We start from the raw sequence: 23,902 nt of genomic DNA, 5'->3' as shown, positions 1-23,902 counted from the left end.
TTTCTTGCATTTCCTTAATCGCGGGTATATACACGTTCCATGCTTGCCTCCCAATGTTTATGCACCAACCTGCGACGTGCCGCCCGTGGCGTCAGCAGGCACTACGACGGCGCCCTCGACGGCTTCGGGATCAACGTCGCCCAGTATTCCTTGCTGTGCAACCTGCAGCGCCTCGATCAACCGAGCATTTCCAGCCTGGCCGACGCCATGGGCCTGGATCGCAGCACCTTGGGGCGCAACCTGCGGGTGTTGGAAGGTGAGGGCCTGGTGCGGATGGTAGAGGGCGATGACCTGCGCAACCGCCTGGTGCTGTTGACAGCCGCCGGTGAAGAGCGCCTGGCGGCAGCGTTACCCGCCTGGGAGGCGGCGCAACAGAAATTGATCGATCAACTCGGCGCGGAAAAACGCGAAACCCTGTTGGCCTTGCTGGATGAACTCGCCTGAACGCGGGTTTGTTCGAATACAAGCGGGTATATACCCGCGAACGGAGAATAAGAAATGACGTCGATGTGGCGCACCAGTGGTTGGATCCTTGTGGGGAGTGCGCTGATCCTGGCGTTGTCCTTGGGCGTGCGGCACGGGTTCGGCCTGTTCCTGGCGCCGATGAGCAGCGAATTCGGCTGGGGCCGTGAGACCTTTGCCTTTGCCATCGCCTTGCAGAACCTGATCTGGGGCCTGGCGCAGCCGTTTACCGGTGCCCTGGCCGACCGGTTCGGCGCCACCAGGGCGGTGTTTGTCGGCGGGGTGTTGTACGCCGCAGGCCTGGTGTTGATGGGCCTGTCGGATTCGGCGTGGTCATTGTCCTTGAGTGCCGGCCTGCTGATCGGGATTGGCCTGTCGGGTACATCGTTTTCGGTGATTCTGGGTGTGGTCGGCCGCGCCGTGGCGCCGGAAAAGCGCAGCATGGCCATGGGCATTGCCAGCGCCGCCGGTTCGTTTGGCCAGTTCGCCATGGTGCCGGGCACGTTGGGCTTGATCAGTTGGCTGGGCTGGTCGGCCGCCTTGCTGGCGCTGGGCTTGATGGTGGCGCTGATCCTGCCGCTGGTGAGCATGCTCAAGGACCGCCCGCTGTCGGTCATGGCCGGCCAGCAGACCCTGGGTGAAGCCTTGAAGGAAGCCTGCTCCCACTCCGGGTTCTGGCTGCTGGCCTTCGGCTTTTTCGTCTGCGGTTTCCAGGTGGTGTTTATTGGTGTGCACCTGCCGGCCTACCTGGTGGACCAGCACTTGCCGGCCACGGTCGGTACCACGGTGTTGGCGTTGATCGGGTTGTTCAATATCTTCGGCACCTATACCGCCGGCTGGCTTGGCGGGCGCATGTCCAAGCCGCGCCTGTTGACCGGGTTGTACCTGCTGCGCGCGGTGGTGATCATCCTGTTCCTGTGGGCACCGGTGACCGAAGTCACGGCCTACCTGTTCGGCATGACCATGGGCTTTTTGTGGCTGTCCACGGTGCCGCTGACCAACGGCACGGTCGCCACGTTGTTCGGAGTGCGAAACCTGTCCATGCTCGGTGGGATCGTGTTCCTTTTCCACCAGCTTGGCTCGTTCCTTGGCGGCTGGTTGGGCGGAGTGGTCTATGATCGAACCGGTAACTACGATCTGATCTGGCAAGTGGCGATCCTGTTGAGCGTGCTCGCCGCAGCCCTGAATTGGCCGGTGCGTGAGCGGCCGGTGGCGCGATTGCAGGCGCAGATGGAGGCGGCATGAGTTCGACCTGGTATTGGTTCGGCGGGGCAGCCGCGACCGCGCTGTTGCTGGCCCTGGCCTGGTGGGGCTGGCAGCGCGGTGGCCTGGCGTTGATGCAACTGGGTATGTCGATCTGTTAAGTTCGGTGTCTGAACTTTTTAAAGGACTTTTCGACATGCAGATGCGCTGGCTGGCTGTACCTGTGCTGATGGCTGCTTTTGGCGGTGTGGCGTTGGCTGCCGATTGCCCGCCGTTGCTGGAGGGGCAACTGCCCAAGTTGCGCGCCAAGGAATCCATCGACCTGTGCCAACGTTTTGCCGGCAAGCCCCTGGTGATCGTCAACACGGCGAGCTTTTGCGGGTTCGCGCCGCAATTCAAAGGCCTCGAAGCGTTGTATCAGCGCTACAAGGATGAAGGGTTGGAGGTGATCGGCGTGCCATCCGATGACTTCAAGCAGGAAGCCAAGACCGGCGAAGAAACCGCCAAGGTCTGCTACGTGAACTACGGCGTGACCTTCACCATGACCGAGCCGCAGAAGGTCAAGGGTCCGGACGCGGTGCACCTGTTCAAGGTATTGGCGCAGCAGAGCAATGCGCCGAAGTGGAATTTCTACAAGTACGTGGTCGACCGCCAGGGCAAGGTGATTGCCGATTTCTCCAGCCTGACCAAGCCGGACAGTCCCGACCTGATCAAGGCGGTGGAGCAGGCCATAGCGTCCAAACCCTGATTATCGGGCACTGAAAAGCCCCGCCTCCCTTGCGGGAGAGCGGGGCTTTTTTACACCCATCCGGATCAGAAGGTGTAGGTCATGCCCAGGCCGAAACCGTTGGCACTGTTTTCGTATTTGGCGCGGTAACTGGCTGTCGACGGGGCGTTAGCCGTCTGGTTGATCTTGACGTCTTCTTCTTTCAGGTACGAATACGCCAGGTCGACGGTCATGTTATCCATGACTTTGTAGCCCAGGCCCACGCTGAAGATCGTACGGTCGCCCGTCGGGATGCGCGGCGAACGATCGGTGTTGTTGGCCGGGGATTGGTCGAAGGTCAGGCCGGTACGCAGCACGACTTGCTTGGTCAACTGATACGAGGTACCCACGGCGTAGGCCCAGGTGTCATGCCAGTTTTGTTCTTCGGTGATGGAACCGAGTTGGCTTGGCGCCAGTACGCCGCCGGCAGCCGTTACGCCTTCGTTGTTGACGGTGATCTCTTTCAGGCGACTCCAACGCGTCCAGGTTGCACCGCCATAGAGTTTCCAAGCGTCGGTCAGGTCTTGGGTGACCGACAGGTCGTAGGACTCTGGGGTGTCGATTTTCAGCGAGGCGTCGTAACGGTTGTTACGCAGGAACGGCTGAGTGGCCGCTGGGCCGCTGACGGTGGTGTGGCCTTCCAGCTTGTATTTGACCTTCGAGTGGTAGGTCAGGCCCACGCGAGTGGTGTCGGTGGCCTGGACCAATACGCCGACGTTGAAACCCAGGGCGGTATCGTCACCCTTGATTTTGACGTTGGTATCGGAAGCAAGCGGGCTGAGGGTCCTGTCCGACTCGAGCACACCGGAAATCCGGTTGATGGTCGGGCCGAAACCGATGGATACACGGTCGTTGAACGCGTAGCTGACAGTGGGCTGGAAGGTCATGACCTTCACTTCGCTCTTGCTGCCGAAACCACGGCCCTGGAAGCCGTTTTCATAGTCGGTCACCAGGCCGAACGGTGCGTATACACCGAAGCCGACGGCCCACTGATCGTTGAGTTTATTGGTGTAGAAACCGAATGGCACCGCGGTGAACGGAACCATGTCACCTTTGTTGGAGCCGCGAGAGTTGCCACCGGTATTGCTGATGTCGGTAGAGGCATCGATAGCCGCAACACCGCCGGTGATTTGCTGGCCATTCAGGCGCGACATACCGGCAGGGTTACCGTAGACAGTGCTTGCATCATCGGCAGAAGAAGAGCGGCCTGCGAAACCCGTACCCATCCCGCTGACACTCTGTTCGTTCAGTGCGAAACCGCTTGCGAACAGTTGGGAGGATGCCATGGCAACGGCGAGGCTAAGTGTGGTCTTGAGCATTACTTTTTTCATTATTAGAACTCCGTGGTGATCACCGCAGCGGAAAGTATCAATAAAATTAACATCGCGCTATAGGCTGTAATGCAGGAGATAGAGCGGTTTTGTAGGACAATCCGACCAAAATTCGGCTTTTTTGCCGAATCTTGCAAATTGCCCGGTCAGCAGGTCGCGTGATTCAAGGGCGAAACACAGGTTTGCCAGGCCTGGGCGAAATCCCGCAGCCTTCCTTGAGGATGAAATATTTCTTTCCAGATACGCGCCATGGCTAAAACATCACCGGCTGGTGGCAGGGCGGGGCTGTGTTGTTCGACCAGGAGCCAGGCGATGGCCGTGGCATAACGCAGGTTTACGGTGAGCTCCAGTTGGGGCGCACTGAGAAAGGCGTGTTGGCTGGCGAGCCCGCGTACCAGGCTGGCACGCTCGGGGTCGAGCGCCAGGTAGTTATCCCACAAGGCGCGATGGCGAGGTTCGGTGATGCTGTACAGGCCGTGGCCGCGTCGATCATGCAGGGCAGAACCCAATTCCGACTGGCTGGCGGCGATACCCAGCAGCAGTGACTCAGCCGTGGGGCTCTGCTGGCCGAGGTACGTCAGCGTCGGCCGGATCACATAACGACACAATTCACTGGCTGCGATACCCATACATGCCTCAATCCGTGAAAAGGGTCGACGAGCCCTGAGAAAGGGGGCTTGGCAGCAGTGGATCGGCTCTCAGGCTCGTCGGAAGCGGATCATGCCGCTTGAGTTGAAGTGTAGTGTCATATTCATGAGGTAAAGGACTGTTTTTAAAACATCTTCTTCAACCAGTTATAACGTTTATATCGATTTGAACTTAGTGCAAATACTCGAGGCAAGAATGACGGGCAATAAAAAACCCTGTGTTTTAAACAGGGTTTTTTGTGTTTCAGCGACTCGGGTCGATCAGGCAACCAGTGCCTGACGGGTACGCTCGATCACGGCCTGCAGCGGTTCAGCGCTGGAGTATTGATCGGGGTACAGGCGTTCGCTGTGACGGGCGATGCCATGTTCGTTGACCAGGGTGAAGCTGAAGCAGCCTTTGCGAGCGGCCATGATCAGGCAGTTCATTGGGGCAAAAGCGTTGGTGAGGGTGCGAATGGCATCCTGAGTGTGGATAGCGGACATATTATTGGTGTTCCTACAAATGACACGGATAAGAACCGTGCAACGTTAAAACGTTCCAGTAACGTTGATCACCATTGATCAAACGAAGAACCCGACTGGAACAAAGCAGCCAGTTTGAAGCGCTGATTAAGTTAGGCGCGCTTGGGCTGGCAGGTAGGTACTTAGGAGGGCAGGCAACACAACAAGGGCAAAGGTTCTGGGCCCGGGGTGAAGATCCTGATCAATTTGCAGGTTGGTTCGGTCAGAGTATGAAAACTTCGCGGCACCCTTTGCTTGTTCAAAGGCAGTGTCGTCGCAAGTGATACCTGGAAACCATCGAGGTGGTCGATCCCGTGTTGTTCAGGGGAGTTGTTCGACCAGAATTGACTTTCAGCTTGGTACTAACGCTGCGGATAGTAACGGATTGAAACAGGCAATGGAAGCGCGTTAATCAAAAAACTTCAATCAGCCGCCCAGCAGGCCGCGATACACCAGCACCGTGACGGCGGCGGCCAGGGAACAACCCAACCCATAGGCGGCCAGGGTCAGGCGCAAGGATTGGCCGGTCTCGACCATCTTCATCACATCGCCCATGTCGTCGATACGCCCTTCACCCAGCTCGATGCACAAGCTCACGGCGGTGAACGCGGCCGATAGCAGGATGGCGATGGCAAACAACGCCCCATCCGGGGATGGCAGCGCGACATTGATCCCTAATGAAATGGCGCAGATGGCGAGTAACAACACGGCGAATAACAGCATTCCTTTCATCGGCCCACTCAGCGTTGTGTTGTCCGTCGGGCAGTGTGGCGAGCTGGCAAAGATTTGAAAAGTCCCTGTTTTGCCTCGGCGGTAACATTTTTGAGGGCTATCGCTTCAAAAAAAGCCGGGGATATAACCATCGGGTCGGTACTTGTGCACATTAGTTGCGGCGTGTGTAACCAGGCTGTCAATCGCTGGACAGGGCTGCCATTTGCCTGCAATGGAAATTTAAGTCAATGAAAAATCTGGCTTTTTTTTATTGGTGAAAAAATCGTCAGTTTGACTGCGGGCCCCGTTCCATGGGCCTTTGCGCGAGTTAAAGGCTGGTTGTCCACTGAGTTATCCACAGCTTCTGTGGATTGTCCCGAGCGCTTGCTCTAGAACGGGCGTGCCGGGTTTTTTCAGCTTTACCTGTGCGAAAAAAAGAGTAGAGTGGCGCGCCTTCCGTTCTGTCCCACAGTGCTTTATGAAGTTTCGCTCAGTATCACCTTCTGTTACCGACACCCCCCAGACTGTTACCGCACCCAAGCGTTTTTCCTTGAAAGTCGCCCTGTGGTTGCTCGACAGCCCACGCCTGGGGCATAGCACCAACGTCAAACACTTCGCCGGGCGCTTGCTCAAGCAGCCGGCCCGTGAGGGCGTAGTGGCTGCGCAAAGCCGTCTGGGCCAATTGATGTGCCGCGAGTGCGGCAACGCCCGCGACCGCCGCATCGGCCACGATCTGCTGCGCCTGGCCGCCCGTGCCGGTGACCGCCGTGCCCAACGGGAACTGGGTCAGGTCGAAGACTGAGCTGTCCTCACGCTCTACGCTTGGTTAACCTTGCTCCTTTTCGGTGATGGCAGAAATGGCTATGGTTTTTGACTGGACCAGTGTTGCCCTGGGCCTGGCTGGCGCCGCAGTGCCTTTATTGGCGGTGTGCTGGCAGATTCAGCGGCGGTTGACCGCGCGGACCACCGGTTGGGAACTGCTCGAAGAGCGCCTGGCCACTGCGCAACTGGCCCAGGAGGGCCTCGCCGCTCAACTGGATGCCAGTCGTGATGAAATCAGCGATCTGAGCCAGGCCAACGCCGCCAAGCAAGCGGACCTGGCTGCAGTGCGCCGCGAGGTCGAGCTGTTGCAGATCGACCGCGACAACGCCCGCGACGCCGCCCACGCCTGGAACCTTGACCGCAGCGCCAAGGAAACCGAATTACGCCGCCTCGACGCATTGTCGGCCGCCTTGCGCGCCGAACTGCGCGAGCAGCAGGAAAGCCATCAGCAGCGCCTCGCCGACCTGCAGGGCTCGCGGGACGAGTTGCGTGCGCAATTCGCTGAGCTGGCCGGCAAGATCTTCGATGAGCGTGAGCAGCGCTTTGCCGAGACCAGCCAGGAGCGCCTTGGCCAGTTGCTCGATCCCTTGAAGGAACGCATCCAGTCCTTCGAAAAACGCGTGGAAGAGAGCTATCAGAACGAGGCTCGCGAGCGCTTTTCCCTGGCCAAGGAGCTTGAACGCCTGCAGCAGCTGAACCTGCGTCTGTCAGACGAAGCCACCAACCTGACCCGCGCCCTCAAGGGCCAGAAAACCCAGGGCAACTGGGGTGAGTTGATCCTCGAACGCGTGCTGGAACACGCCGGCCTGGAGAAGGGCCGCGAGTACCAGACCCAGGTCAGCTTGAAGGGCCCGGACGGTGAGCGCTTCCAACCGGATGTGCTGATCATGCTGCCCGGCGACAAGCAGGTGGTGGTGGATTCCAAGGTCAGCCTCACCGCGTACCAGCAGTATGTCGCGGCCGATGACGAGGTGATCGGCCAGGCAGCCTTGAAGCAGCACGTACTGTCGCTGCGCAATCACGTCAAAGGCTTGGCCGGCAAGGATTACAAACGCCTGGAAGGCCTGCACAGCCTGGATTTCGTGTTGTTGTTCGTACCGATCGAAGCCGCTTTTTCCGCGGCCTTGCAGGCCGAACCGAATCTGTTCCAAGAGGCCTTCGACCGGCATATCGTGATCGTCAGCCCAACGACGCTGCTCGCCACCCTGCGGGTGATCGACAGTCTCTGGAAGCAAGAGCGTCAAAGCCAGAACGCCCGCGAAATCGCCGAACGCGCCGGGTGGCTGTACGACAAGTTCGTGCTGTTTATCCAGGACCTGGACGAAGTGGGCAATCGTCTACAGCAATTGGACAAGGCTTACAGCGCGGCGCGGAACAAGCTGACAGATGGGCGCGGAAACCTGGTCAGTCGCACCGAGCAATTAAAGTTGCTCGGTGCGCGTGCCAGCAAAAGCCTGCCGGCGGATTTGCTGGAGCGGGCGATGACCGACGCCGACGGCGTGGCGCACCTTCCCGAATAAACACAATCCGAAAGGTGGAAGCGGGCAAGCCCCTGAGTACATCCGGTTTATAGCGGTAAGTGTCGACTCAGCAACGCCCGCAGCGCGGCGGGTTTCACCGGTTTGGCGAGGTAATCCAACCCTGCCGCGTGCACCTCTGCCACCATCTCCGGGCGGCCGTCGGCACTGATGACCACGCCGGGAATCGGCTCCGCCATTTGCGCCCGCAGCCAGCCCATGAGCTCGGTGCCGGTCTCGCCGTGGTCGAGGTGGTAATCCACCAGCGCCAGTTGCGGGCGTACGCCTTGCTCCAGCAGCGCCGCACATTGCGCCTGGTCGGTGGCGGTCCACACTTCACAGCCCCAGCGTGTCAGCAGGCTGCGCATACCGATCAGGATGCTCTCTTCGTTATCCACGCAGAGCACTTGCGCGCCGCTTAACGGCAGGCCGTTCTCCTGGGCAGGCTTGGCCTGCGGGCTGGCCTGGTTGCGTGCCAGCGGCACACGCACGCTGAACACGCTGCCCTTGCCCGGCCAGGAGCGTACGCTCAAGCGATGGCCCAGCACCCGGCACAGGCCGTCGGCAATCGCCAGGCCCAGGCCCAGGCCTTTCTCGGCGCGGGTCTGGTGGCTGTCCAGGCGCTTGAACTCTTCGAAGATCACCTTCTGTTTATCCAACGGGATGCCAGGGCCTCGGTCCCAGACTTCCAGGCACAGCTCGCCCTTGCGCCGACGTACGCCCAGCAGCACCGGGCCGTCGGCATACCGGAAAGCGTTAGTCAGGAAATTCTGCAGGATCCGCCGCAGCAACTTGATGTCACTGTCCACGCGCAAGCGGCTGCCGCGCAGGCGAAAACGCAGGCCTTGTTCCTGGGCCAGGGCCTTGAATTCCGCGCCGAGGGTGTCGAACAGTTCGTTGAGCACAAAGGGCTGGCGCTGCGGGTTGATCTTGCCGTTTTCCAGGCGCGAGATATCCAGCAGGTCGCTGATCAGGTCTTCGGCCGAACGCAGCGAGCTGTCCAGGTGCTGTACCAGTTGCCGGGCTTCGCTGGACAGGCCGTCGTTCTGGTGGGAAAGGGCGGCGGAGAACAGCCGGGCGGCGTTCAGCGGTTGCATCAGGTCATGGCTGACGGCCGCGAGGAAGCGGGTCTTTGACTGGCTGGCGGACTCGGCAACGCCCTTGGCATCGGTGAGCGCCACATTGAGCTGCGACAGTTCGTGGGTGCGCTCAGTCACCCGTTGCTCGAGGCCTTCGTTGGCCTCGGTAAGTGCCTGCTCGGCCTCGCGGAACGCGGTAATGTCGGTGAAGCTCATGACGAAGCCGCCGCCGGGCATCGGGTTGCCGATCAGCTCGATCACCCGCCCATTCGGGAACAGCCGCTCTGAGGTATGCGCGCGGCCCTGGCGCATCCAGTGCAGGCGGCGTGCCACGTGGACCTCGGCTTCGCCCGGTCCGCACAGGCCGCGCTCGGCGTTGTAGCGGATGATGTCGGCAATCGGTCGGCCTACGCTGATCAGCCCGTCCGGGTAATTGAACAACTCCAGGTAACGCCGGTTCCAGGCCACCAGCTTGAGGGACTGGTCCACCACACTGATGCCCTGGGTGATGTTCTCGATGGCGCCCTGCAGCAAGGCGCGATTGAATTGCAGCACTTCCGAGGCTTCGTCGGCGATACGTACGACGTCCTCGAGCTGCATTTCCCGCCCTTCGATCGCCGCTTTCACCACGGCCCGGGTCGAGGATGCGCCGAGCACACCGGCCAGCAATCGCTCGGTGTGGGCGATCCAGTCGTTGTCGGCATTCTGGTTGGGGTTAAAGCCTTTGCCCTGGCGATAGGCGAAGCGGATAAAACTCTGCTGGGCCCGTTCTTCGCCGACAAACCGCGCAGCCAGGCTGAGCAGGTCGCTGATCTGTACCGACAGCATCGAGCGAGCGTTGGCGCGCGGGCTGATTTCCTGGCCGATAAAACGCCCGGCTTGCCAGTGTTCCGACACGCGCGTGCGCGACAGCATCGATACCCATACGAACAGCGTGAAGTTACCCGCCAGGGAGAACACGGTGCCCAAGGTCAGGGAGGTGACGGACAAACCGAGCGGGTGCGAATGCATCCACGTCAGCCCCGGGAAAATGGCGAGGGACCAACCCAGGCTTTTCGCGGTAACCGGCAGGACCAAGGTGTAGAACCACAGGAACGTACCCGCCGCCAGCCCCGCAAATACACCGCGTCGGTTGGCTTGCTTCCAATACAGTGCGCCAAGCATGGCCGGGGCCAGTTGAGTCACCGCGGCAAACGCGATCTGGCCGATGGTCGCCAGGCTCGCGGTGGAGCCCAGCAGGCGGTAGCTGACATACGCCAGCAGCAGGATGATCACGATGCTGACCCGGCGCACCGACAGCATCCAGTGGCGGAACACTTCGAACGGTCGCTCGGCGCTGGAGCGGCGCAGCAGCCAGGGCAGCAGCATGTCGTTGGAGACCATGGTCGACAAGGCGATGCTCGCCACGATCACCATGCCGGTGGCCGCCGACGCACCGCCGATAAACGCCAGCACGGCGAGGGCCGGATGGGCTTCGGCCATGGGCAGGCTGATCACGTAGGAATCCGGCAGCACCGAGCCGGGCAGCATCATTTTGCCGCCCAAGGCGATCGGCACGACAAACAGCGCGGCGAGGATCAGGTAGGCCGGAAACACCCACTTGGCCAGGCGCAGATCCTGGGGGTCGATGTTCTCGACGACCGTCACATGGAACTGCCGGGGCAAGCAGATGATCGCCATCATGGCGACGCCGGTCTGCACCACCATCGACGGCCAGTTGATGGTTTCCTTCCAGTATTCCTCCAGGCGTGGCGCGAGCATCGCCTGGCTGAACAGGTCGCCGAAACCGTCGTACAGGCCGTAGGTCACGAACGCCCCGACCGCGAGAAAGGCGAACAGCTTCACCAACGATTCAAACGCAATCGCCAGCACCATGCCGCGGTGGTGTTCGGTGGCGTCGAGGTTGCGGGTACCGAACACAATGGTGAACAACGCCAGCACCAGGGACACGATCAAGGCGGTGTCTTGCGCGCGGGTGCCGGTGGTGTCGGCACCTGCGCCAATCAGCAGGTTGACCCCCAGCACGATGCCTTTGAGTTGCAGGGCGATATAAGGCAGCACGCCCACCAGGCAGATCAGCGCGACCACCACCGCCAGGGACTGGGATTTGCCATAGCGTGCGGCGATGAAGTCGGCGATGGAGGTGATGTTTTCCTGCTTGCTGATCAGGATCATCTTCTGCAGGACCCAGGGTGCCAACACCAGCAACAGCACCGGTCCCAGGTAGATCGGTAAGAACGCCCACAGTTGTTCGGCGGCCTGGCCTACGGCGCCGAAGAAGGTCCAGCTGGTGCAGTAGACGGCCAGCGACAGGCTATAGACCCAGGCACGCATGCGCGGCGGCAGCGGCGCACGGCGGCGGTCACCGTAGAAGGCGATGGCAAACATAATGGCCATATAGGCCAGGGCAACGGCGGCGATCAGCCCGCTGGACAGCGTCATGGTAACTCCGAGCATGAGAACACCCAGGCATTCCAGGCCCGGTTGGACAGTCTCGCATGATGCCTGGGGTTAGTCAGTGTCGACCAAGGTCGTGTGGGATCTAATGTCGCAGGGGGCGCTCAGCGCGGTGGCAAGGTTTTCTGGCGCAGGATGTAGATTGTCACCAGCACGGCGCTGGTCAGCATGAAGCCACGTGCCCATGGCAACGGCACCAGGTAGCAGGAAAAACCGATACTCAGCCACATCAGGCCGATGGCGTAGACCTTGCCCTTGAGCGGGATGCCGTTGCCGTCCAGGTAGTCACGAATCCAGGGGCCCAGGCGCGGGTGTTCCACCAGCCACTGGTAGAAGCGCGGGGAGCTGCGAGCGAAGCAGGCGGCGGCGAGCAGGAGGAAGGGGGTGGTCGGCAATACCGGCAGGAAAATACCGATTACTCCCAACGCTACGCTCAGCCAGCCGATGGCCAGCAGCACGTAGCGCAGGAGCAGAGAGCGATTGCCCATGGGTGTCACGGGCAAGCGACTCAGTGGTGGCGTGGCTTGAGGATCGCCGGTTTTTCGTCAGGCGCATTGCACAGCAGGTACAGGGCGGTCAGGGCTTCCGGGATCTGTACGATCATGTCGTCCATCAGGTTGGCGTCGGCGGCGATGTCGGAAAATTCAGCTTCTTCCTCGAACAGCCCCGAACCGACCATGATCGGCAAGAGCATTTCACTGACTTCTTCCTCGGCGGTTTCGAACCAGGCGGCTTCACGCAGGAACACACCTTCCATGAAGCCGATGCACCAGCCGCGCAGGTCGGAGTCGTCCGGCTCCTCGCCCAGGTCCAGCTCGCACGGCAACTCGAACTCTTCATCGGAGGCCAGTTGGCGAGAGATGTGGGCCTTGAGGGCCAGCAGGGTGGATTCGATTTCTTCGCGCTGGGCGGCGTCGGCGTAGTGCGGCTCTTCGGCGAACAGTGCGTCGATCCATTCACGGTCGGGAACGACCTCGGAGCAGATCGACAGGGCGGTCAGGTAGCCGTGGGCGGCCACGTAGTCCAGCGCCTCGTCATGCAGCTCATCGGCGTCGAGGAAGGCTTGCAGGCGGGTTAGTTGCTCAGCGAAGGACATTGAAGGACTACCTTGGGAATAAACGATGCTGAATTCTAGGCTTTCTTGCGCGCCCAAGCCAGTCGGCATGCATATTTGCCAGGTTTTAGAGACGGGCTGCAATTCGTCAGCGGCACCCTTTGCCGGATGACGCTCGGGTATACTGCCGCGTTTTGTGATGCCCTTGCAGGCCAAGCGCCAGGTCGAGAAAACTTCGCTTACGGATTATTTTCCGTGAGCCCGCATTTTTTCGACCAGCCTGTACAGAGGGATTTCGGCACTATTTTGTTGGAGTTATACATGCTCGATCAGGCTCAACGCGTCCTCAAGGACATCTTCGGCTACGACAGTTTTCGTGGCCGCCAGGGTGCGATCATTGAGCGCGTGGCCAAGGGCGGTGATGCCCTGGTCCTGATGCCTACCGGTGGTGGCAAGTCGTTGTGCTTCCAGGTGCCGGCGTTGTTGCGCAACGGGCTGGCAGTGGTGGTGTCGCCCCTGATCGCGTTGATGGACGACCAGGTTGCGACCCTGGAAGAACTCGGCGTTGCCGCCGCCGCCTTGAACTCCACCCTCAGTGCCGAGCAGCAACGCGACCTGGCCGCGCGGATCAAGCGCGGTGAAGTGAAGATGCTTTACCTGGCACCTGAGCGCCTGGTGCAGCCGCGCATGCTGGCGTTTTTGCAGAGCCTGGAAATTGCCCTGTTCGCCATCGACGAAGCCCACTGCGTATCGCAATGGGGGCATGATTTCCGCCGCGAATATTTGCAGCTCGGTCAACTGGCGGAGCTGTTCCCGGACGTTCCGCGTATCGCCCTGACCGCCACGGCCGACAAGCGCACCCGTGAAGAAATCGTCGAGCGTCTGCACCTGCAGAACGCTGAGCGTTTCCTGTCGAGCTTCGACCGGCCGAATATTTTCTACCGCATCGTGCCCAAGGAGCAGCCGCGCAAGCAGTTGCTGGCGTTTCTCTCCGAGCGGCGCAGCGATGCGGGCATTGTCTATTGCCTGTCGCGCAAGAAGGTCGATGAAGTGGCCGCGTTCCTCTGCGAACAGGGTTACCCGGCGCTGCCGTACCACGCCGGCCTGCCCAACGAAACGCGCGCTGCCCACCAGAAGCGCTTCCTCAACGAGGAAGGCCTGATCATGGTGGCCACCATCGCGTTCGGCATGGGCATCGACAAATCCAACGTGCGCTTCGTCGCCCATATGGACCTGCCCAAGTCCCTCGAGGCCTATTACCAGGAGACCGGGCGTGCCGGCCGTGATGGCCTGCCGGCGGATGCCTGGATGGTCTACGGCCTGCAGGATGTGGTGATGCTCAAGCAGATGCTGCAGAACTCCGAAGGCGATGAGCGCCACAAGCGCCTGGAGCAGCACAAGCTCGACGCGATGCTCTCGTTGTGTGAAGAGACCCGCTGCCGCCGCCAGACCTTGCTGGCCTACTTCGACGAGGACATGCCGCAACCGTGCGGTCACTGCGATAACTGCATCGATGGGGTGCAGACCTGGGACGCCACCGAGCCCGCGCGCCAGGCACTGTCGACGATCTACCGCACCGGCCAGCGTTATGGCGTCGGTCATCTGGTGGATGTATTGCTGGGCAAGGACAACGAAAAAGTGCGCAGCTTCGGCCATGAGAAACTCTCGGTCTACGGCGTCGGCAAGGCCCGTGCCGAAGGCGAGTGGCGTTCGCTGTTCCGGCAGATGGTCGCGCGTGGCCTGGTGGACATCGATATCGAAGGGTACGGCGGCCTGCGCCTGAACGACAGCTGCCGGCCGCTGCTCAAGGGCGAGGTGAGCCTGGAGCTGCGCCGCGACCTCAAGCCGCAAACCACCGCCAAGACCAGCACCAGCCAGGCCAGCCAGCTTGTACGAGGCGAGGAGCGCGAACAGTGGGAAGCCCTGCGTACCCTGCGACGCAAACTGGCCCAGGAACACAGCGTGCCGCCGTACGTTATTTTCCCCGACTCCACCTTGCTGGAAATGCTGCGCGAGCAGCCCACCACCATGGCCGAAATGGCGCGGGTCAGCGGCGTCGGTGCGCGCAAGCTGGAGCGCTACGGCCAGGCGTTCCTCGAAGTGCTCGGTGGCCAGGCCGAAGCGCCGAAGGAAATCGCCGATATTCGCCATGAGCTGATCAGCCTGGCCCGCGCCGGCATGACCCCGATCCAGATCGCCGGCCAGCTGCAATGCACGGAGAAAAACGTCTATACCTTGCTGGCCGAAGCCATCGGCAAGCAGCAGTTGTCATTGGAGCAGGCCCTTGATTTGCCGGAAGATTTGCTCGGCGAAATCCAGGATGCATTCCTGGACGGAGAAGGCGAATTGCCACCGGTTGCGGAGATTGCACCGCTGTTTACCGGGCGTGTTCCTGAAGGGGTTTTGTACTGCGTGCGGGCCGCTTTGCAGTCTGAATTCGAAATTTAGTGTGCCAATTACGACAATGTAACGAATCAGTACATAGCAACTCTTGCCTAGTGACATGGCTCATGCTTAGCTGACTAATAATTAGCCATACTTTATTTTCAGTCTAAACCATGAGTTTTTTATGCCGTTAACCGATCAACACCGTTTTGGCATGCAGCTGGCGCAAATGTCCCGAGGTTGGCGCGCCGAGCTCGACCGCCGTTTGGCCGGGTTGGGCCTGTCCCAGGCGCGCTGGCTGGTGCTGCTGCACCTGGCCCGTTTTGAAGAGGCCCCCACCCAGCGTGAGTTGGCGCAAAGCGTCGGCGTAGAAGGGCCGACCCTGGCCCGGTTGCTCGACAGCCTCGAAGGCCAGGGCCTGGTGCAACGCCAAGCCGTGGTGGAGGACCGTCGCGCCAAGCGCATCCTGCTGTGTGACACCGCCAAGCCGTTGATCGAGCAGATCGAGACGATCGCCACGGCATTGCGTCACGAGCTGTTTGTGGGCATTGACGAAGAAGATATGCGTGTCTGCATGCGGGTGCATGGGCACATCCTGGCAAACCTGGAAAAATCCTGATCCGAGCCCTGTAGCAAGGGTTAGAAGGTTTGCCCGAGGTTCAGGTACACCGCCTTCTGATTATCATCGTTGAACCCATAGCTGAAATTCAGCGGCCCCAGCGGCGTATCAAACCCGAGGAAAATACTCGCGGCGTTGATATAGCCGCTGTCGAACTCATTGTCGTTGTTCCACGCCCGGCCCCGTTCCAGGGACGCGCCCAGGTACAGCGGGAAATCCAGCGGCAGATAGGAGCGCGGTGTCAGCCGGCGGTAGTACACCGCGCGCATCAAGCTGATGTTCTGCCCGGAAATCGCATCCTGGCGGAAGCCCGATAACTGCCGCGCACCGCCCAGCAGGAAGCTGGAAATCACCACGTCCGAATCATCCAGGGTGCGCCCGTAGCGCCCGCCCAGCACCAGCGTGTCCGGACCGTGGCTCATGGCCTTGTCCAGCTTGAACTCCCATTGTCGATAGCGCTGGTCCGAGCCCAGCCCCGGTTCGAATTCGCGAAACGCCAGGCCAATGTCCTCGCCGCTGTGGGGGAAGTACACGTTATCCAGGGAGTCGAAGGAATACTTCAGTTCATAGAAGCCTTCGCTGAAGCTCACACTTGGCAGGTCGCGGTCGCCGATGCGCACATCCGCCTTGCCCCAGGCCTCGCCGACACCGAAGCGGATCTCGCCGCTGTTGCCGATCTGCCGCCCCACGTTGAGGCCGAAACCGTAGCGTTCCAGGCGGTATTCGGAGATGGGGTCGTTGTCCAGGATCAGCTCGACGTTCTGTGCCTGGGCGCTGATATACGGCGCGACAAAGTAGCGCGAACCGGTATCCATCGGCTGGTAGAACTCGCTGTAAAGCTCCTGCCGATCACCGATCTGCACCCGCGTCAGCCACTCGGCGCCCAGGCGATTGATGCCGTTCATGCGGTAGCTGGCGCCGAGGTTGAAGGCGCTGTCGCCGCGCATATCGTCCGACAGGTTCAGGCCCAGGCGCAGGTAGTCGGTGCCGCTGCGTTTGCCGCGCGCGCTGATCACCAGGGTGTTGTCCTGGCCCTTTTTCACCACGCGGTATTGCACCTGCTCGAAGTAATCCAGGCCATACAGGGTGCCCATGTCGGTCTGCAGGCGGCCAAGTTCCAGCGGTTGGCCCAACGGTTGGCGGATGTAGTAGCGGATCACGTCGTCGCTGACCTTCGAGTCGTTCTCCACCTTGATCGCGGTGATCACCGGGGTGCGTTCGCCCGGGGTGCGCGCGGCCACCAGTTGCGGGTCGATCGGCTCGGCGGGGCGCAAATGGGCCAGGCGAACGTCGAGGGCGCGGGTGGCGCGGTAGCCGGCATCGATCATGTCCTTGGCGCGGCCGAAATCCGTCACGCCATAGGCGGCCAGCGGCGGCTGGATCAGGACGTCCTTGGGCTGCAGGGCCTTGAGTTGTTCTTCGGAGTTGCGCCGGGTCATCAGGGTTATGGACTGGTTGAGCACGTCCACCACCGTCGCCAGTTGCTTGCGTGAACGCAGCGGGGTGCCGATGTCGACCACGATGGCGATGTCCACGCCCATCTCACGCGCCACATCCAGTGGGATGTTATCGGTCATGCCGCCATCCACCAGCAGGCGGCCATCCAGCTCCACCGGCGCGAACACGGCCGGGATCGACATGCTGGCGCGGATCACCTGGGGCAGGTGGCCCTTGCTGAATACCACTTTCTCGCCGGTGGTGATGTCGGTGGCCACGGCGCGAAAGGGGATCGGCAGCTTGTCGAAATTACGCGTGTTGCTGGTATGGGCGAACATGCTTTCCAGCAACAGCGCCAGGTTCTGGCCCTGGATCACGCCAAGGGGCAGGCCGAGGCTGCCGTCATCGCGGAAGCTGAGTTTCTGCTTGACCAGGAAATCCCGGTCATCCTGCTTGCGTCGAAACGGCACGTCTTCCCGTGGCGGTGCGTCGGACAGCGCCTGTTGCCAGTCGATGCCCAGGGCCAGTTTTTCCAGCTCATCGATCTTGTAGCCCGACGCATACAGCCCGCCAATCACCGCGCCCATGCTGGTGCCGGCAATCGCGTCGATATGAATACCCTGTTCCTCCAGGGCCTTGAGCACGCCGATATGGGCCAGGCCTCGGGCGGCACCGCCGGACAGCACCAGGCCGATTTTGGGGCGGGGCGTCTCAACGGCGTCGGCAAGAAGCGGGAGCAGGCACAGGAACAGGCAGGACAACAGGCGGCGCATCATGAATCTCGAGGCTGGGCGATAAAGGCCGGTATTATAGCCATCCGATCCACCGAGCCCGTTACGCCAGGAGCCTCTCAAATTATGTCGTTGAGCAAACCCGAGATTGTCATCACCTATTGCACCCAGTGCCAGTGGCTGCTGCGCGCCGCGTGGCTGGCGCAGGAGTTGTTGAGTACGTTTGCCGATGACCTCGGCCGGGTGGCGCTGGAGCCGGCCACCGGCGGTGCGTTTCGGATCACCTGCGACGGTGTGCAGATCTGGGAGCGCAAGGCGGATGGTGGCTTCCCTGAAGCCAAGGTGCTCAAGCAACGGGTGCGCGACCAGATCGACCCACACCGCGACCTGGGCCACAACGACCGTACGCAATGAAGGTCACCGCTACATCAGGGCGGTGACCCCTCAGTGCGCCGCTATTTGGCGGCCATCTTGCTTTTGATGAAGCCCACGACCCAGGTCAGCACCAGGCCGCCCACGCCGCCGCCGACGATATTGCTGCCGACTGCTGCCACATCCAGCGCCTCGCCGCCCGATGTGCCGGTCAGCGCGGCTACGACCTGGCCCAGCACGAGCCCGCCGACACCCCCCAGCATGGTATTGAGCCCGGTGCCCAGGCTTTGTTTGGTCATGCCGGCCAAATTGCCACCGACGGCACCGCTGATGATCTGAACCAACAAGCTGATGAACATTTCCATGATGAAACCCCTGCATCGCGTTGATGGAGTGACCACTCGCGTGCAGCAACTGCAGAAAACACCATGGCTGTCGTCGAGGAGTCTGTATCCGTTGAACGACGGCTGACTGTTGCGGATGTTTAAAGTATAGATCAGGCCGTTGCAGCGGGCTGCTTGGCCTGGCTGGCGCTGCCCATCAGCCCGGAAAGCACGATGGCGACGATGATCAACGCGCCGCCCAGCAACATGCGCAGGGTCGGGGTTTCGGCAAACAGCAGCCAGGCTACCGTGATGCCATAGACCGGCTCCATGGCGAACACCACCGAGGCGGTGCGTGCCTTGATCACCGCGAGGCTGGCGACAAACAGGCTGTGGGCCAGGCCGGTGCAGAACACCCCAAGCAGGCCGATCCACAACCAGTCCAGCGCGCGAACGTCCGCCAGCCCCGGCGCGGCCACGGGCAGCAGGCACACCGCGACCACCACGTTCTGGCACAGCGCTGCCTGCACGGCGGGAATCCGTCCGGAGCTGGCGCGGTTGTTCAGCGACAACAATGAGAACAGCAAGCCCGAGACAATTCCCCAAAGCAGGCCGCCCGTGGCTTCGCTGGCGAGATTGAAGTCCGGCGTCACCAGCACCAGGCCAACGGTGACCAGGGCCACCAGCACGATCTCATTGGCGCGAATACGCTCGCGGAAGATCAGCCCTTCGAGGATCACGGTAAACGCCGGGAATGCGGTGAACCCCAGCGTGGCGACGGCCACGCCGGCGACCTTGACGGCAATGAAGAACGTCACCCAATGCGCCGCCAGCAACACGCCGCTGACCAGCAGGCGACGCCAGTCCTGCGGCGCCAGGGTTTTCCAGGGGGCGTTGCTGGCGAAGCGCGCAAACACTGCCAGGGCAATCACGGCAAATGCGGCACGACCGAAGACGATGATGGCCGGGGAGGCGGCCGCCAGCTTGCCGAATACGCCGGTGAGGCCAAACATCAATGCGCCGATATGCAGGGCGCCGAGGGCTGAGCGGGGAGTCATTGCGATCCTTGAACCAACGGGAGTGACAGGTTCGCAGTCTAGAGGGTGCAGGTGTGTGCGTCTGTCGTGGGACTCGCGATTTTTAGCGCAAGGCTCGCCCTATGGGGCGCGCCGCAACGCGCCGGGAGAGGCGCCGAATTCACGCAGCATAGCGGCGGCAAAGGCACTTTGTGAGGTGTAGCCCACCCGCTCGGCGATTTCACCGATGGGCAGCGGCGTCTCGCGTAGCAGGTTCAGGGCCAGTTGCAGGCGCCGGCTGCGGATGTAATCCATGGGCGTCTGCCCGCATTCGGCGATGAAGCGCGCATGCAGGCGCGCCACCGACAGGCCGGCGATACGCGCCAGGTCGGCGACCTGCAACGGATGGGCGACGTGTCGCTCGATATGCGCATTGAATGCCGCATACGGCAGGCGGCGGCCCGGCACCTGCGGGGCCTGCGGATGATTGAGGCTGGCCAGCAACAGCACCGCACCCTGTTGGACGATCAGTGGATCATCCACAGGGCCGTGCGCCAGCCATTGCACCAGTTGGTGTTGCCGGGGATCCAGGGCCAGGCGTGCCGGTTGATCGAGCAGGCGGCGGCTGGCGTCGGCGTGTTCGCCCAGGGATTGCAGGAGCCAATGCTCCGTGGGCACATCCAGCACCAGGCAACGGCTGCCATCGCGACTGCCACAGGCGTGGTGGGCGGAGAAGGGCAGCACCATCACGCTGCTTTCGCGCACCTGGCTGCCACGGCCGTCGACTTCCAGGTCCAGGTGGCCGGACAGGCCGAACACCAACTGTGCATGGTCATGGCTGTGGGCGATGGGCGCTTCGAGGTAGTGGCGTAGCGTGAGCGACGGTCTCATCGCGGTCTCCTGGGCGGCAGGGCGCCAGTCTACAACGCTTCGCGGCCGGCGGGCGCTGTCATCGGACTGACGCACGACTGTCATGGGCTATTAATCGCCAGGGTGCAAGCTCGCGAAAACAGCGTCGAGGGATGCCCATGACCAGTGCCGAGTTCACCAAGCCCAGCCGCAAGCAGCGGGTTCGTACCCTGTGGATTTCCGACGTGCACCTGGGCACCCGGGATTGCCAGGCCGAACACCTGTCGCAGTTCCTCAAGGGCTACCACGCCGATAAGGTCTACCTGGTGGGCGATATCATCGACGGCTGGAAAATGCGCGGCGGCATGTATTGGCCCCAGGCCCACACCAACGTGATCCGTCGCCTGCTGACCATGGCCAAGCGCGGGACCGAGGTGATCTACGTGACCGGCAACCACGACGAGTTCCTGCGCCGCTACTCCAAGCTGATCCTGGGCAATATCCAGTTGGTGGATGAGGCGGTGCACGTGACGGCCGACGGTCGCCATCTGCTGGTGATCCACGGCGACCAGTTCGATGTGATCACCCGCTACCACCGTTGGCTGGCGTTCCTGGGCGACTCGGCCTACGAGTTCACCCTCACCTTGAACCGCTGGTTGAACCACTGGCGCGCCCGCTACGGCTATGGCTACTGGTCTTTGTCGGCGTACCTGAAACACAAGGTCAAAACCGCCGTGAGCTTTATCAGCGATTTTGAAGAAGCCATCGCCCACGAAGTGACCCGGCGCGAGTTGCATGGCGTGGTGTGCGGGCATATCCACCATGCGGAGATTCGCAAGGTGGGCGAGGTGGATTACCTCAACTGCGGGGATTGGGTGGAGTCGTGCACGGCGTTGATCGAGCACTGGGATGGGAGCATCGAGTTGTATCGCTTGGCGGATGCCCAGGCGAAAGAAGCGCTGCTGAAAGCCGAGATGGTCGCCAGCTGAGGGGTGTGCTCGGTCAAAATGTGGGAGGGAGCAAGCCCCCTCCCACATTTTCAGTCCCGGTTTCGTCAGTGGGAGACGTCGGCGATGGCTTCTGCCAGGAGCGTCAGGCGTGTCGCATCGATCCCCGCCACGTTGGCCCGTCCCGAACTGACCATATACACGCTGTGCTTCTCGCGCAGTTGCTTGACCTGTTCGGCACTCAAACCGGTGTAGGAAAACATCCCGCGTTGCGCCCCAATGTGCGCAAACCGTTCCGATAGACCATGGGGCGCCAACGCCTCCACCAGTCCGGAACGCAACTGCGCGATTCGCGCACGCATGGCTTCGACTTCCTCGCTCCACTGCTTTTTCAGCTCGGCATCCCCCAGGATGGTCGCGACCACCGCCGCACCATGGTCCGGCGGCGTCGACCACAGGTTGCGCGCAGTGTTTGCCAGCTGGCTGCGTACATCCATCAGCTTCTCGGCATCCGCCGCACACACGATCAGCGCGCCGACCCGGTCGCGGTACAGGCCGAAGTTCTTCGAGCACGAACTGGTGATCAATACTTCCGGCAGTTCAGCCGCCAACAAGCGCACCGCCCAGGCGTCCTGCTCCAGGCCGTCGCCAAAGCCCTGGTAGGCGAAGTCGATCAGCGGCAGCAACTGGCGCTCGCGCACGATGTGCAGCACCTGGCGCCAGTCATCCTGGGACAGGTCGAAGCCGGTCGGGTTATGGCAGCAGGCGTGCAGCAAGACCACGTCGCCCTTGGGCACGGTGGAGAGGGTTGCCAGCATCGCCGCCACATCCAGGCGGTTGTCCGCGCCCACGTAGGGGTAATGGCTGACCTTGAGCCCGGCCTTGGCAAAGATGGTTTCGTGGATCGGCCAGGTCGGGTCGCTCAACCACACGCCACGGCCGGGCAGGTTGTGGGCGATAAAGTCGGCGCTCAGGCGCAGGGCGCCGGTGCCGCCTGGGGTTTGAGTGGCGCCGGCACGGTGTTCGCGCAGCAGGGCGGAGTCGGCGCCCAGCACCAGTTCGCTGATCAGGCTGCCGAACGCTGCATCGCCGTGGCCGCCGATATAGGTCTTGGTGGCCTGGGTGTCGACCAGGCGCTGCTCGGCGCGCTTTACCGAAGCGGGAATCGGCGTCAGGCCCTGGTCGTCCTTATAGACGCCCACGCCAAGGTCGAACTTGTTCGGGTTGGCGTCCTGGGCATACAGGTCCATCAAGCCGAGGATCGGGTCGCCGGGTACCCGGCCTATGGCATCGAAATGCATTACTTGCGGCCCTCGGCGTCCTTGGCCACTTCGTCGGTGCGCGCGGCCATGATGAAGTCGTTGCGGTGCAGGCCCTTGATGGAGTGGCTCCACCAGGTCACGGTGACCTTGCCCCATTCGGTGAGCAGGCCTGGGTGATGGCCTTCGGCTTCGGAGATTTCACCCATGGCGTTGGTAAAGGCCAGGGCGAACTTGAAGTTCTTGAACAGGAAAACCTTTTCCAGCTGCATCACGCCATCGCGCACTTCGATGTTCCAGTCGGGGATCTGCTTGAGCAGCACCGGCAGTTCTTCATCGCTGACTTGCGGGGCATCGGCGCGGCAGGCTTCGCAGTGGGCTTGGTTCAAGGTGGTCATGTGATGGTGTCCTGAATTCGAGTGTTTAAAAACGGTCGTCAGTGGCGTCACCCTAAAGCAACGCGGGGCCGGGGAACAGACTCACCTGGCCTTAAAAGCCACGGTTCACGCGGCCTTGGGTTTTGGCGGGAATTTCGGCGCATGCAACCCAAGCTGCATGCCGCGCTCGACCATGCCCATGATGTCTTCCTGCGCCACTTCGAACAGGCGCTTGAGGTTGGGCAGCACGAAATACAGCGGTTGCAGGATGTCGATGCGATACGGCGTGCGCATCGCTTCCAGCGGGTCGAAGGCTTGATGTTCAGGCTGGTCGGACAGGCAGTAAACACTTTCCTTGGGCGACGACAAAATCCCGCCACCGTAGATACGCCGACCGTCGGGGGTGTCCACCAGGCCGAACTCGATGGTCATCCAGTACAGGCGCGCCAGGTATACCCGTTGCTCCTTGCTGGCCGCGAGGCCGAGCTTGCCGTAGGTGTGGGTGAACTCGGCGAACCAGGGGTTGGTCAGCAGCGGGCAATGGCCAAAGATCTCGTGGAAAATATCCGGCTCTTGCAGGTAGTCCAGTTCTTCGCGGGTACGAATAAAGGTCGCCACCGGAAACTGCTTGTTGGAGAGCAATTCGAAGAAGGTCTGGAAGGGGATCAGCGCCGGCACGCGGGCGACTTGCCAGCCGGTGGTCGAGGCCAGCACCTGGTTGATTTCACCCAGTTGCGGGATGCGATCCAGGGGCAGGCCGAGCTTGTCGATGCCGTCCAGGTATTCCTGGCACGCGCGGCCCTCGATCACTTTCAATTGGCGGGTGATCAGGGTGTTCCACACCGCGTGCTCTTCCGCCGGGTAGTGGATAAAACCTTGCGCATCGGGCTCGCGGGCCACGTAGTGCGTCTGCTTCATACGGCTCTCCTGCTAGGCATTCGTTCTTGTTATGTCCTGGGATGAGCCTATTGATACGCCGTGCGGGGCAAGATTCCATCGGCTTCAGCATCGGCTGTGTAGGAAAAATTACTGGTTTT

Annotated in this window: 24 protein-coding genes; 10 read left to right on the top strand and 14 right to left on the bottom strand. The window is 61.6% G+C overall.

Annotated features, from left to right (window positions below):
* The first annotated feature begins 39 nt into the window (after nucleotides 1–39).
* The 4 genes from FX984_RS10935 (at nucleotide 40) to FX984_RS10925 (ending at nucleotide 2,413) form a co-directional block, all read left to right on the top strand.
* Nucleotides 40–444 carry a MarR family winged helix-turn-helix transcriptional regulator gene (locus FX984_RS10935; RefSeq protein WP_027603812.1) on the top strand — a complete coding sequence of 135 codons (405 nt, stop codon included), beginning with the start codon at nucleotides 40–42 and terminating at the stop codon, nucleotides 442–444.
* Between the two features lie 63 nt (nucleotides 445–507).
* Nucleotides 508–1,707, top strand: coding sequence for an MFS transporter (locus FX984_RS10930; protein WP_186511879.1), 1,200 nt, complete (start codon nucleotides 508–510; stop codon nucleotides 1,705–1,707).
* Nucleotides 1,704–1,826 carry a hypothetical protein gene (locus FX984_RS32945; protein WP_260845652.1) on the top strand — a complete coding sequence of 41 codons (123 nt, stop codon included), beginning with the start codon at nucleotides 1,704–1,706 and terminating at the stop codon, nucleotides 1,824–1,826. The genes FX984_RS10930 and FX984_RS32945 overlap by 4 nt, the downstream gene beginning before the upstream one ends.
* A gap of 35 nt (nucleotides 1,827–1,861) precedes the next feature.
* Complete coding sequence (locus FX984_RS10925; protein WP_027603814.1) at nucleotides 1,862–2,413, top strand: glutathione peroxidase; 552 nt, start codon at nucleotides 1,862–1,864, stop codon at nucleotides 2,411–2,413.
* 65 nt (nucleotides 2,414–2,478) lie between these two features.
* Here the strand turns inward: FX984_RS10925 and FX984_RS10920 are convergent, their stop codons facing one another.
* From FX984_RS10920 to FX984_RS10900, 4 genes are all read right to left on the bottom strand, one after another.
* Nucleotides 2,479–3,762: an OmpP1/FadL family transporter gene (locus FX984_RS10920; protein WP_146476719.1), complete on the bottom strand. Its 1,284-nt coding sequence runs from the start codon at nucleotides 3,760–3,762 to the stop codon at nucleotides 2,479–2,481.
* Between the two features lie 146 nt (nucleotides 3,763–3,908).
* Complete coding sequence (locus FX984_RS10915; protein WP_027603816.1) at nucleotides 3,909–4,391, bottom strand: hypothetical protein; 483 nt, start codon at nucleotides 4,389–4,391, stop codon at nucleotides 3,909–3,911.
* Between the two features lie 279 nt (nucleotides 4,392–4,670).
* Nucleotides 4,671–4,892 carry a hypothetical protein gene (locus FX984_RS10910; protein WP_010563939.1) on the bottom strand — a complete coding sequence of 74 codons (222 nt, stop codon included), beginning with the start codon at nucleotides 4,890–4,892 and terminating at the stop codon, nucleotides 4,671–4,673.
* Between the two features lie 444 nt (nucleotides 4,893–5,336).
* The gene (locus tag FX984_RS10900) at nucleotides 5,337–5,642 is read right to left on the bottom strand and encodes a hypothetical protein (RefSeq protein WP_065940586.1); all 306 of its coding nucleotides are present in this window, start codon (nucleotides 5,640–5,642) and stop codon (nucleotides 5,337–5,339) included.
* A 457-nt stretch (nucleotides 5,643–6,099) separates the two neighbouring features.
* Here FX984_RS10900 and FX984_RS10895 point away from each other — a divergent pair, with 457 nt between their 5' ends.
* Both FX984_RS10895 and FX984_RS10890 read left to right on the top strand, forming a co-directional pair.
* A complete protein-coding gene (locus tag FX984_RS10895; RefSeq protein ID WP_043293316.1) occupies nucleotides 6,100–6,423 on the top strand; it encodes an SEL1-like repeat protein in 324 nt (107 codons plus the stop codon).
* A gap of 175 nt (nucleotides 6,424–6,598) precedes the next feature.
* Complete coding sequence (locus tag FX984_RS10890) at nucleotides 6,599–7,963, top strand: DNA recombination protein RmuC (RefSeq protein WP_174557006.1); 1,365 nt, start codon at nucleotides 6,599–6,601, stop codon at nucleotides 7,961–7,963.
* A gap of 47 nt (nucleotides 7,964–8,010) precedes the next feature.
* Here the strand turns inward: FX984_RS10890 and FX984_RS10885 are convergent, their stop codons facing one another.
* From FX984_RS10885 to FX984_RS10875, 3 genes are all read right to left on the bottom strand, one after another.
* The gene (locus tag FX984_RS10885; protein WP_146476718.1) at nucleotides 8,011–11,481 is read right to left on the bottom strand and encodes a hybrid sensor histidine kinase/response regulator; all 3,471 of its coding nucleotides are present in this window, start codon (nucleotides 11,479–11,481) and stop codon (nucleotides 8,011–8,013) included.
* A 119-nt stretch (nucleotides 11,482–11,600) separates the two neighbouring features.
* Nucleotides 11,601–11,984, bottom strand: a complete 384-nt coding sequence (locus FX984_RS10880) for a YbaN family protein (protein WP_027603821.1) — start codon at nucleotides 11,982–11,984, stop codon at nucleotides 11,601–11,603.
* A 20-nt stretch (nucleotides 11,985–12,004) separates the two neighbouring features.
* Nucleotides 12,005–12,592: a UPF0149 family protein gene (locus tag FX984_RS10875; RefSeq protein WP_027603822.1), complete on the bottom strand. Its 588-nt coding sequence runs from the start codon at nucleotides 12,590–12,592 to the stop codon at nucleotides 12,005–12,007.
* A gap of 279 nt (nucleotides 12,593–12,871) precedes the next feature.
* Between FX984_RS10875 and recQ the strand changes: the two genes are divergently transcribed.
* A complete protein-coding gene (gene recQ / locus FX984_RS10870) occupies nucleotides 12,872–14,998 on the top strand; it encodes a DNA helicase RecQ (protein ID WP_065946836.1) in 2,127 nt (708 codons plus the stop codon).
* 121 nt (nucleotides 14,999–15,119) lie between these two features.
* Nucleotides 15,120–15,554, top strand: coding sequence for a MarR family transcriptional regulator (locus tag FX984_RS10865; RefSeq protein ID WP_027603824.1), 435 nt, complete (start codon nucleotides 15,120–15,122; stop codon nucleotides 15,552–15,554).
* A gap of 20 nt (nucleotides 15,555–15,574) precedes the next feature.
* Here the strand turns inward: FX984_RS10865 and FX984_RS10860 are convergent, their stop codons facing one another.
* Complete coding sequence (locus FX984_RS10860; protein ID WP_115486747.1) at nucleotides 15,575–17,764, bottom strand: patatin-like phospholipase family protein; 2,190 nt, start codon at nucleotides 17,762–17,764, stop codon at nucleotides 15,575–15,577.
* 84 nt (nucleotides 17,765–17,848) lie between these two features.
* On the opposite strand from FX984_RS10860, the gene FX984_RS10855 reads away from it, so the two are divergent.
* Entirely contained in the window at nucleotides 17,849–18,136 is a 288-nt protein-coding gene (locus FX984_RS10855; protein WP_092355209.1) for an Rdx family protein, read from the top strand.
* Between the two features lie 41 nt (nucleotides 18,137–18,177).
* Here the strand turns inward: FX984_RS10855 and FX984_RS10850 are convergent, their stop codons facing one another.
* The 3 genes from FX984_RS10850 to FX984_RS10840 form a co-directional block, all read right to left on the bottom strand.
* The gene (locus FX984_RS10850; RefSeq protein WP_027603827.1) at nucleotides 18,178–18,459 is read right to left on the bottom strand and encodes a hypothetical protein; all 282 of its coding nucleotides are present in this window, start codon (nucleotides 18,457–18,459) and stop codon (nucleotides 18,178–18,180) included.
* A 131-nt stretch (nucleotides 18,460–18,590) separates the two neighbouring features.
* Nucleotides 18,591–19,475 carry a DMT family transporter gene (locus FX984_RS10845; protein WP_027603828.1) on the bottom strand — a complete coding sequence of 295 codons (885 nt, stop codon included), beginning with the start codon at nucleotides 19,473–19,475 and terminating at the stop codon, nucleotides 18,591–18,593.
* 99 nt (nucleotides 19,476–19,574) lie between these two features.
* A complete protein-coding gene (locus FX984_RS10840) occupies nucleotides 19,575–20,324 on the bottom strand; it encodes a helix-turn-helix transcriptional regulator (RefSeq protein ID WP_027603829.1) in 750 nt (249 codons plus the stop codon).
* A 137-nt stretch (nucleotides 20,325–20,461) separates the two neighbouring features.
* Here FX984_RS10840 and FX984_RS10835 point away from each other — a divergent pair, with 137 nt between their 5' ends.
* On the top strand, nucleotides 20,462–21,271 hold the full coding sequence (locus FX984_RS10835; protein WP_027603830.1) for a UDP-2,3-diacylglucosamine diphosphatase: 810 nt from the start codon (nucleotides 20,462–20,464) through the stop codon (nucleotides 21,269–21,271).
* Between the two features lie 65 nt (nucleotides 21,272–21,336).
* Here the strand turns inward: FX984_RS10835 and FX984_RS10830 are convergent, their stop codons facing one another.
* The 3 genes from FX984_RS10830 to phhA all read right to left on the bottom strand — a co-directional run bounded on the left by FX984_RS10830 (nucleotide 21,337) and on the right by phhA (nucleotide 23,783).
* Entirely contained in the window at nucleotides 21,337–22,530 is a 1,194-nt protein-coding gene (locus FX984_RS10830; protein ID WP_146476717.1) for an amino acid aminotransferase, read from the bottom strand.
* On the bottom strand, nucleotides 22,530–22,886 hold the full coding sequence (locus FX984_RS10825) for a 4a-hydroxytetrahydrobiopterin dehydratase (RefSeq protein WP_010208721.1): 357 nt from the start codon (nucleotides 22,884–22,886) through the stop codon (nucleotides 22,530–22,532). The genes FX984_RS10830 and FX984_RS10825 overlap by 1 nt, the downstream gene beginning before the upstream one ends.
* Nucleotides 22,887–22,991: 105 nt before the next feature.
* On the bottom strand, nucleotides 22,992–23,783 hold the full coding sequence (gene phhA, locus FX984_RS10820) for a phenylalanine 4-monooxygenase (protein WP_108573767.1): 792 nt from the start codon (nucleotides 23,781–23,783) through the stop codon (nucleotides 22,992–22,994).
* Between the last annotated feature and the right edge of the window lie 119 nt (nucleotides 23,784–23,902).

Source organism: Pseudomonas marginalis, assembly GCF_008692035.1.
GTDB lineage: Bacteria > Pseudomonadota > Gammaproteobacteria > Pseudomonadales > Pseudomonadaceae > Aquipseudomonas > Aquipseudomonas marginalis.
Note: the sequence above shows the minus strand (reverse complement) of the source record. Positions and strands in the feature narration are given on the sequence as shown.

Coding starts and splice junctions, on each gene's coding strand:
- FX984_RS10935 (WP_027603812.1), top strand. CDS start 40: ATGCTTGCCTCCCAATGTTTATGCACCAACCTGCGACGTGCCGCCCGT.
- FX984_RS10930 (WP_186511879.1), top strand. CDS start 508: ATGTGGCGCACCAGTGGTTGGATCCTTGTGGGGAGTGCGCTGATCCTG.
- FX984_RS32945 (WP_260845652.1), top strand. CDS start 1,704: ATGAGTTCGACCTGGTATTGGTTCGGCGGGGCAGCCGCGACCGCGCTG.
- FX984_RS10925 (WP_027603814.1), top strand. CDS start 1,862: ATGCAGATGCGCTGGCTGGCTGTACCTGTGCTGATGGCTGCTTTTGGC.
- FX984_RS10920 (WP_146476719.1), bottom strand. CDS start 3,762: ATGAAAAAAGTAATGCTCAAGACCACACTTAGCCTCGCCGTTGCCATG.
- FX984_RS10915 (WP_027603816.1), bottom strand. CDS start 4,391: ATGGGTATCGCAGCCAGTGAATTGTGTCGTTATGTGATCCGGCCGACG.
- FX984_RS10910 (WP_010563939.1), bottom strand. CDS start 4,892: ATGTCCGCTATCCACACTCAGGATGCCATTCGCACCCTCACCAACGCT.
- FX984_RS10900 (WP_065940586.1), bottom strand. CDS start 5,642: ATGAAAGGAATGCTGTTATTCGCCGTGTTGTTACTCGCCATCTGCGCC.
- FX984_RS10895 (WP_043293316.1), top strand. CDS start 6,100: ATGAAGTTTCGCTCAGTATCACCTTCTGTTACCGACACCCCCCAGACT.
- FX984_RS10885 (WP_146476718.1), bottom strand. CDS start 11,481: ATGACGCTGTCCAGCGGGCTGATCGCCGCCGTTGCCCTGGCCTATATG.
- FX984_RS10880 (WP_027603821.1), bottom strand. CDS start 11,984: ATGGGCAATCGCTCTCTGCTCCTGCGCTACGTGCTGCTGGCCATCGGC.
- FX984_RS10875 (WP_027603822.1), bottom strand. CDS start 12,592: ATGTCCTTCGCTGAGCAACTAACCCGCCTGCAAGCCTTCCTCGACGCC.
- recQ (WP_065946836.1), top strand. CDS start 12,872: ATGCTCGATCAGGCTCAACGCGTCCTCAAGGACATCTTCGGCTACGAC.
- FX984_RS10865 (WP_027603824.1), top strand. CDS start 15,120: ATGCCGTTAACCGATCAACACCGTTTTGGCATGCAGCTGGCGCAAATG.
- FX984_RS10860 (WP_115486747.1), bottom strand. CDS start 17,764: ATGCGCCGCCTGTTGTCCTGCCTGTTCCTGTGCCTGCTCCCGCTTCTT.
- FX984_RS10855 (WP_092355209.1), top strand. CDS start 17,849: ATGTCGTTGAGCAAACCCGAGATTGTCATCACCTATTGCACCCAGTGC.
- FX984_RS10850 (WP_027603827.1), bottom strand. CDS start 18,459: ATGGAAATGTTCATCAGCTTGTTGGTTCAGATCATCAGCGGTGCCGTC.
- FX984_RS10845 (WP_027603828.1), bottom strand. CDS start 19,475: ATGACTCCCCGCTCAGCCCTCGGCGCCCTGCATATCGGCGCATTGATG.
- FX984_RS10840 (WP_027603829.1), bottom strand. CDS start 20,324: ATGAGACCGTCGCTCACGCTACGCCACTACCTCGAAGCGCCCATCGCC.
- FX984_RS10835 (WP_027603830.1), top strand. CDS start 20,462: ATGACCAGTGCCGAGTTCACCAAGCCCAGCCGCAAGCAGCGGGTTCGT.
- FX984_RS10830 (WP_146476717.1), bottom strand. CDS start 22,530: ATGCATTTCGATGCCATAGGCCGGGTACCCGGCGACCCGATCCTCGGC.
- FX984_RS10825 (WP_010208721.1), bottom strand. CDS start 22,886: ATGACCACCTTGAACCAAGCCCACTGCGAAGCCTGCCGCGCCGATGCC.
- phhA (WP_108573767.1), bottom strand. CDS start 23,783: ATGAAGCAGACGCACTACGTGGCCCGCGAGCCCGATGCGCAAGGTTTT.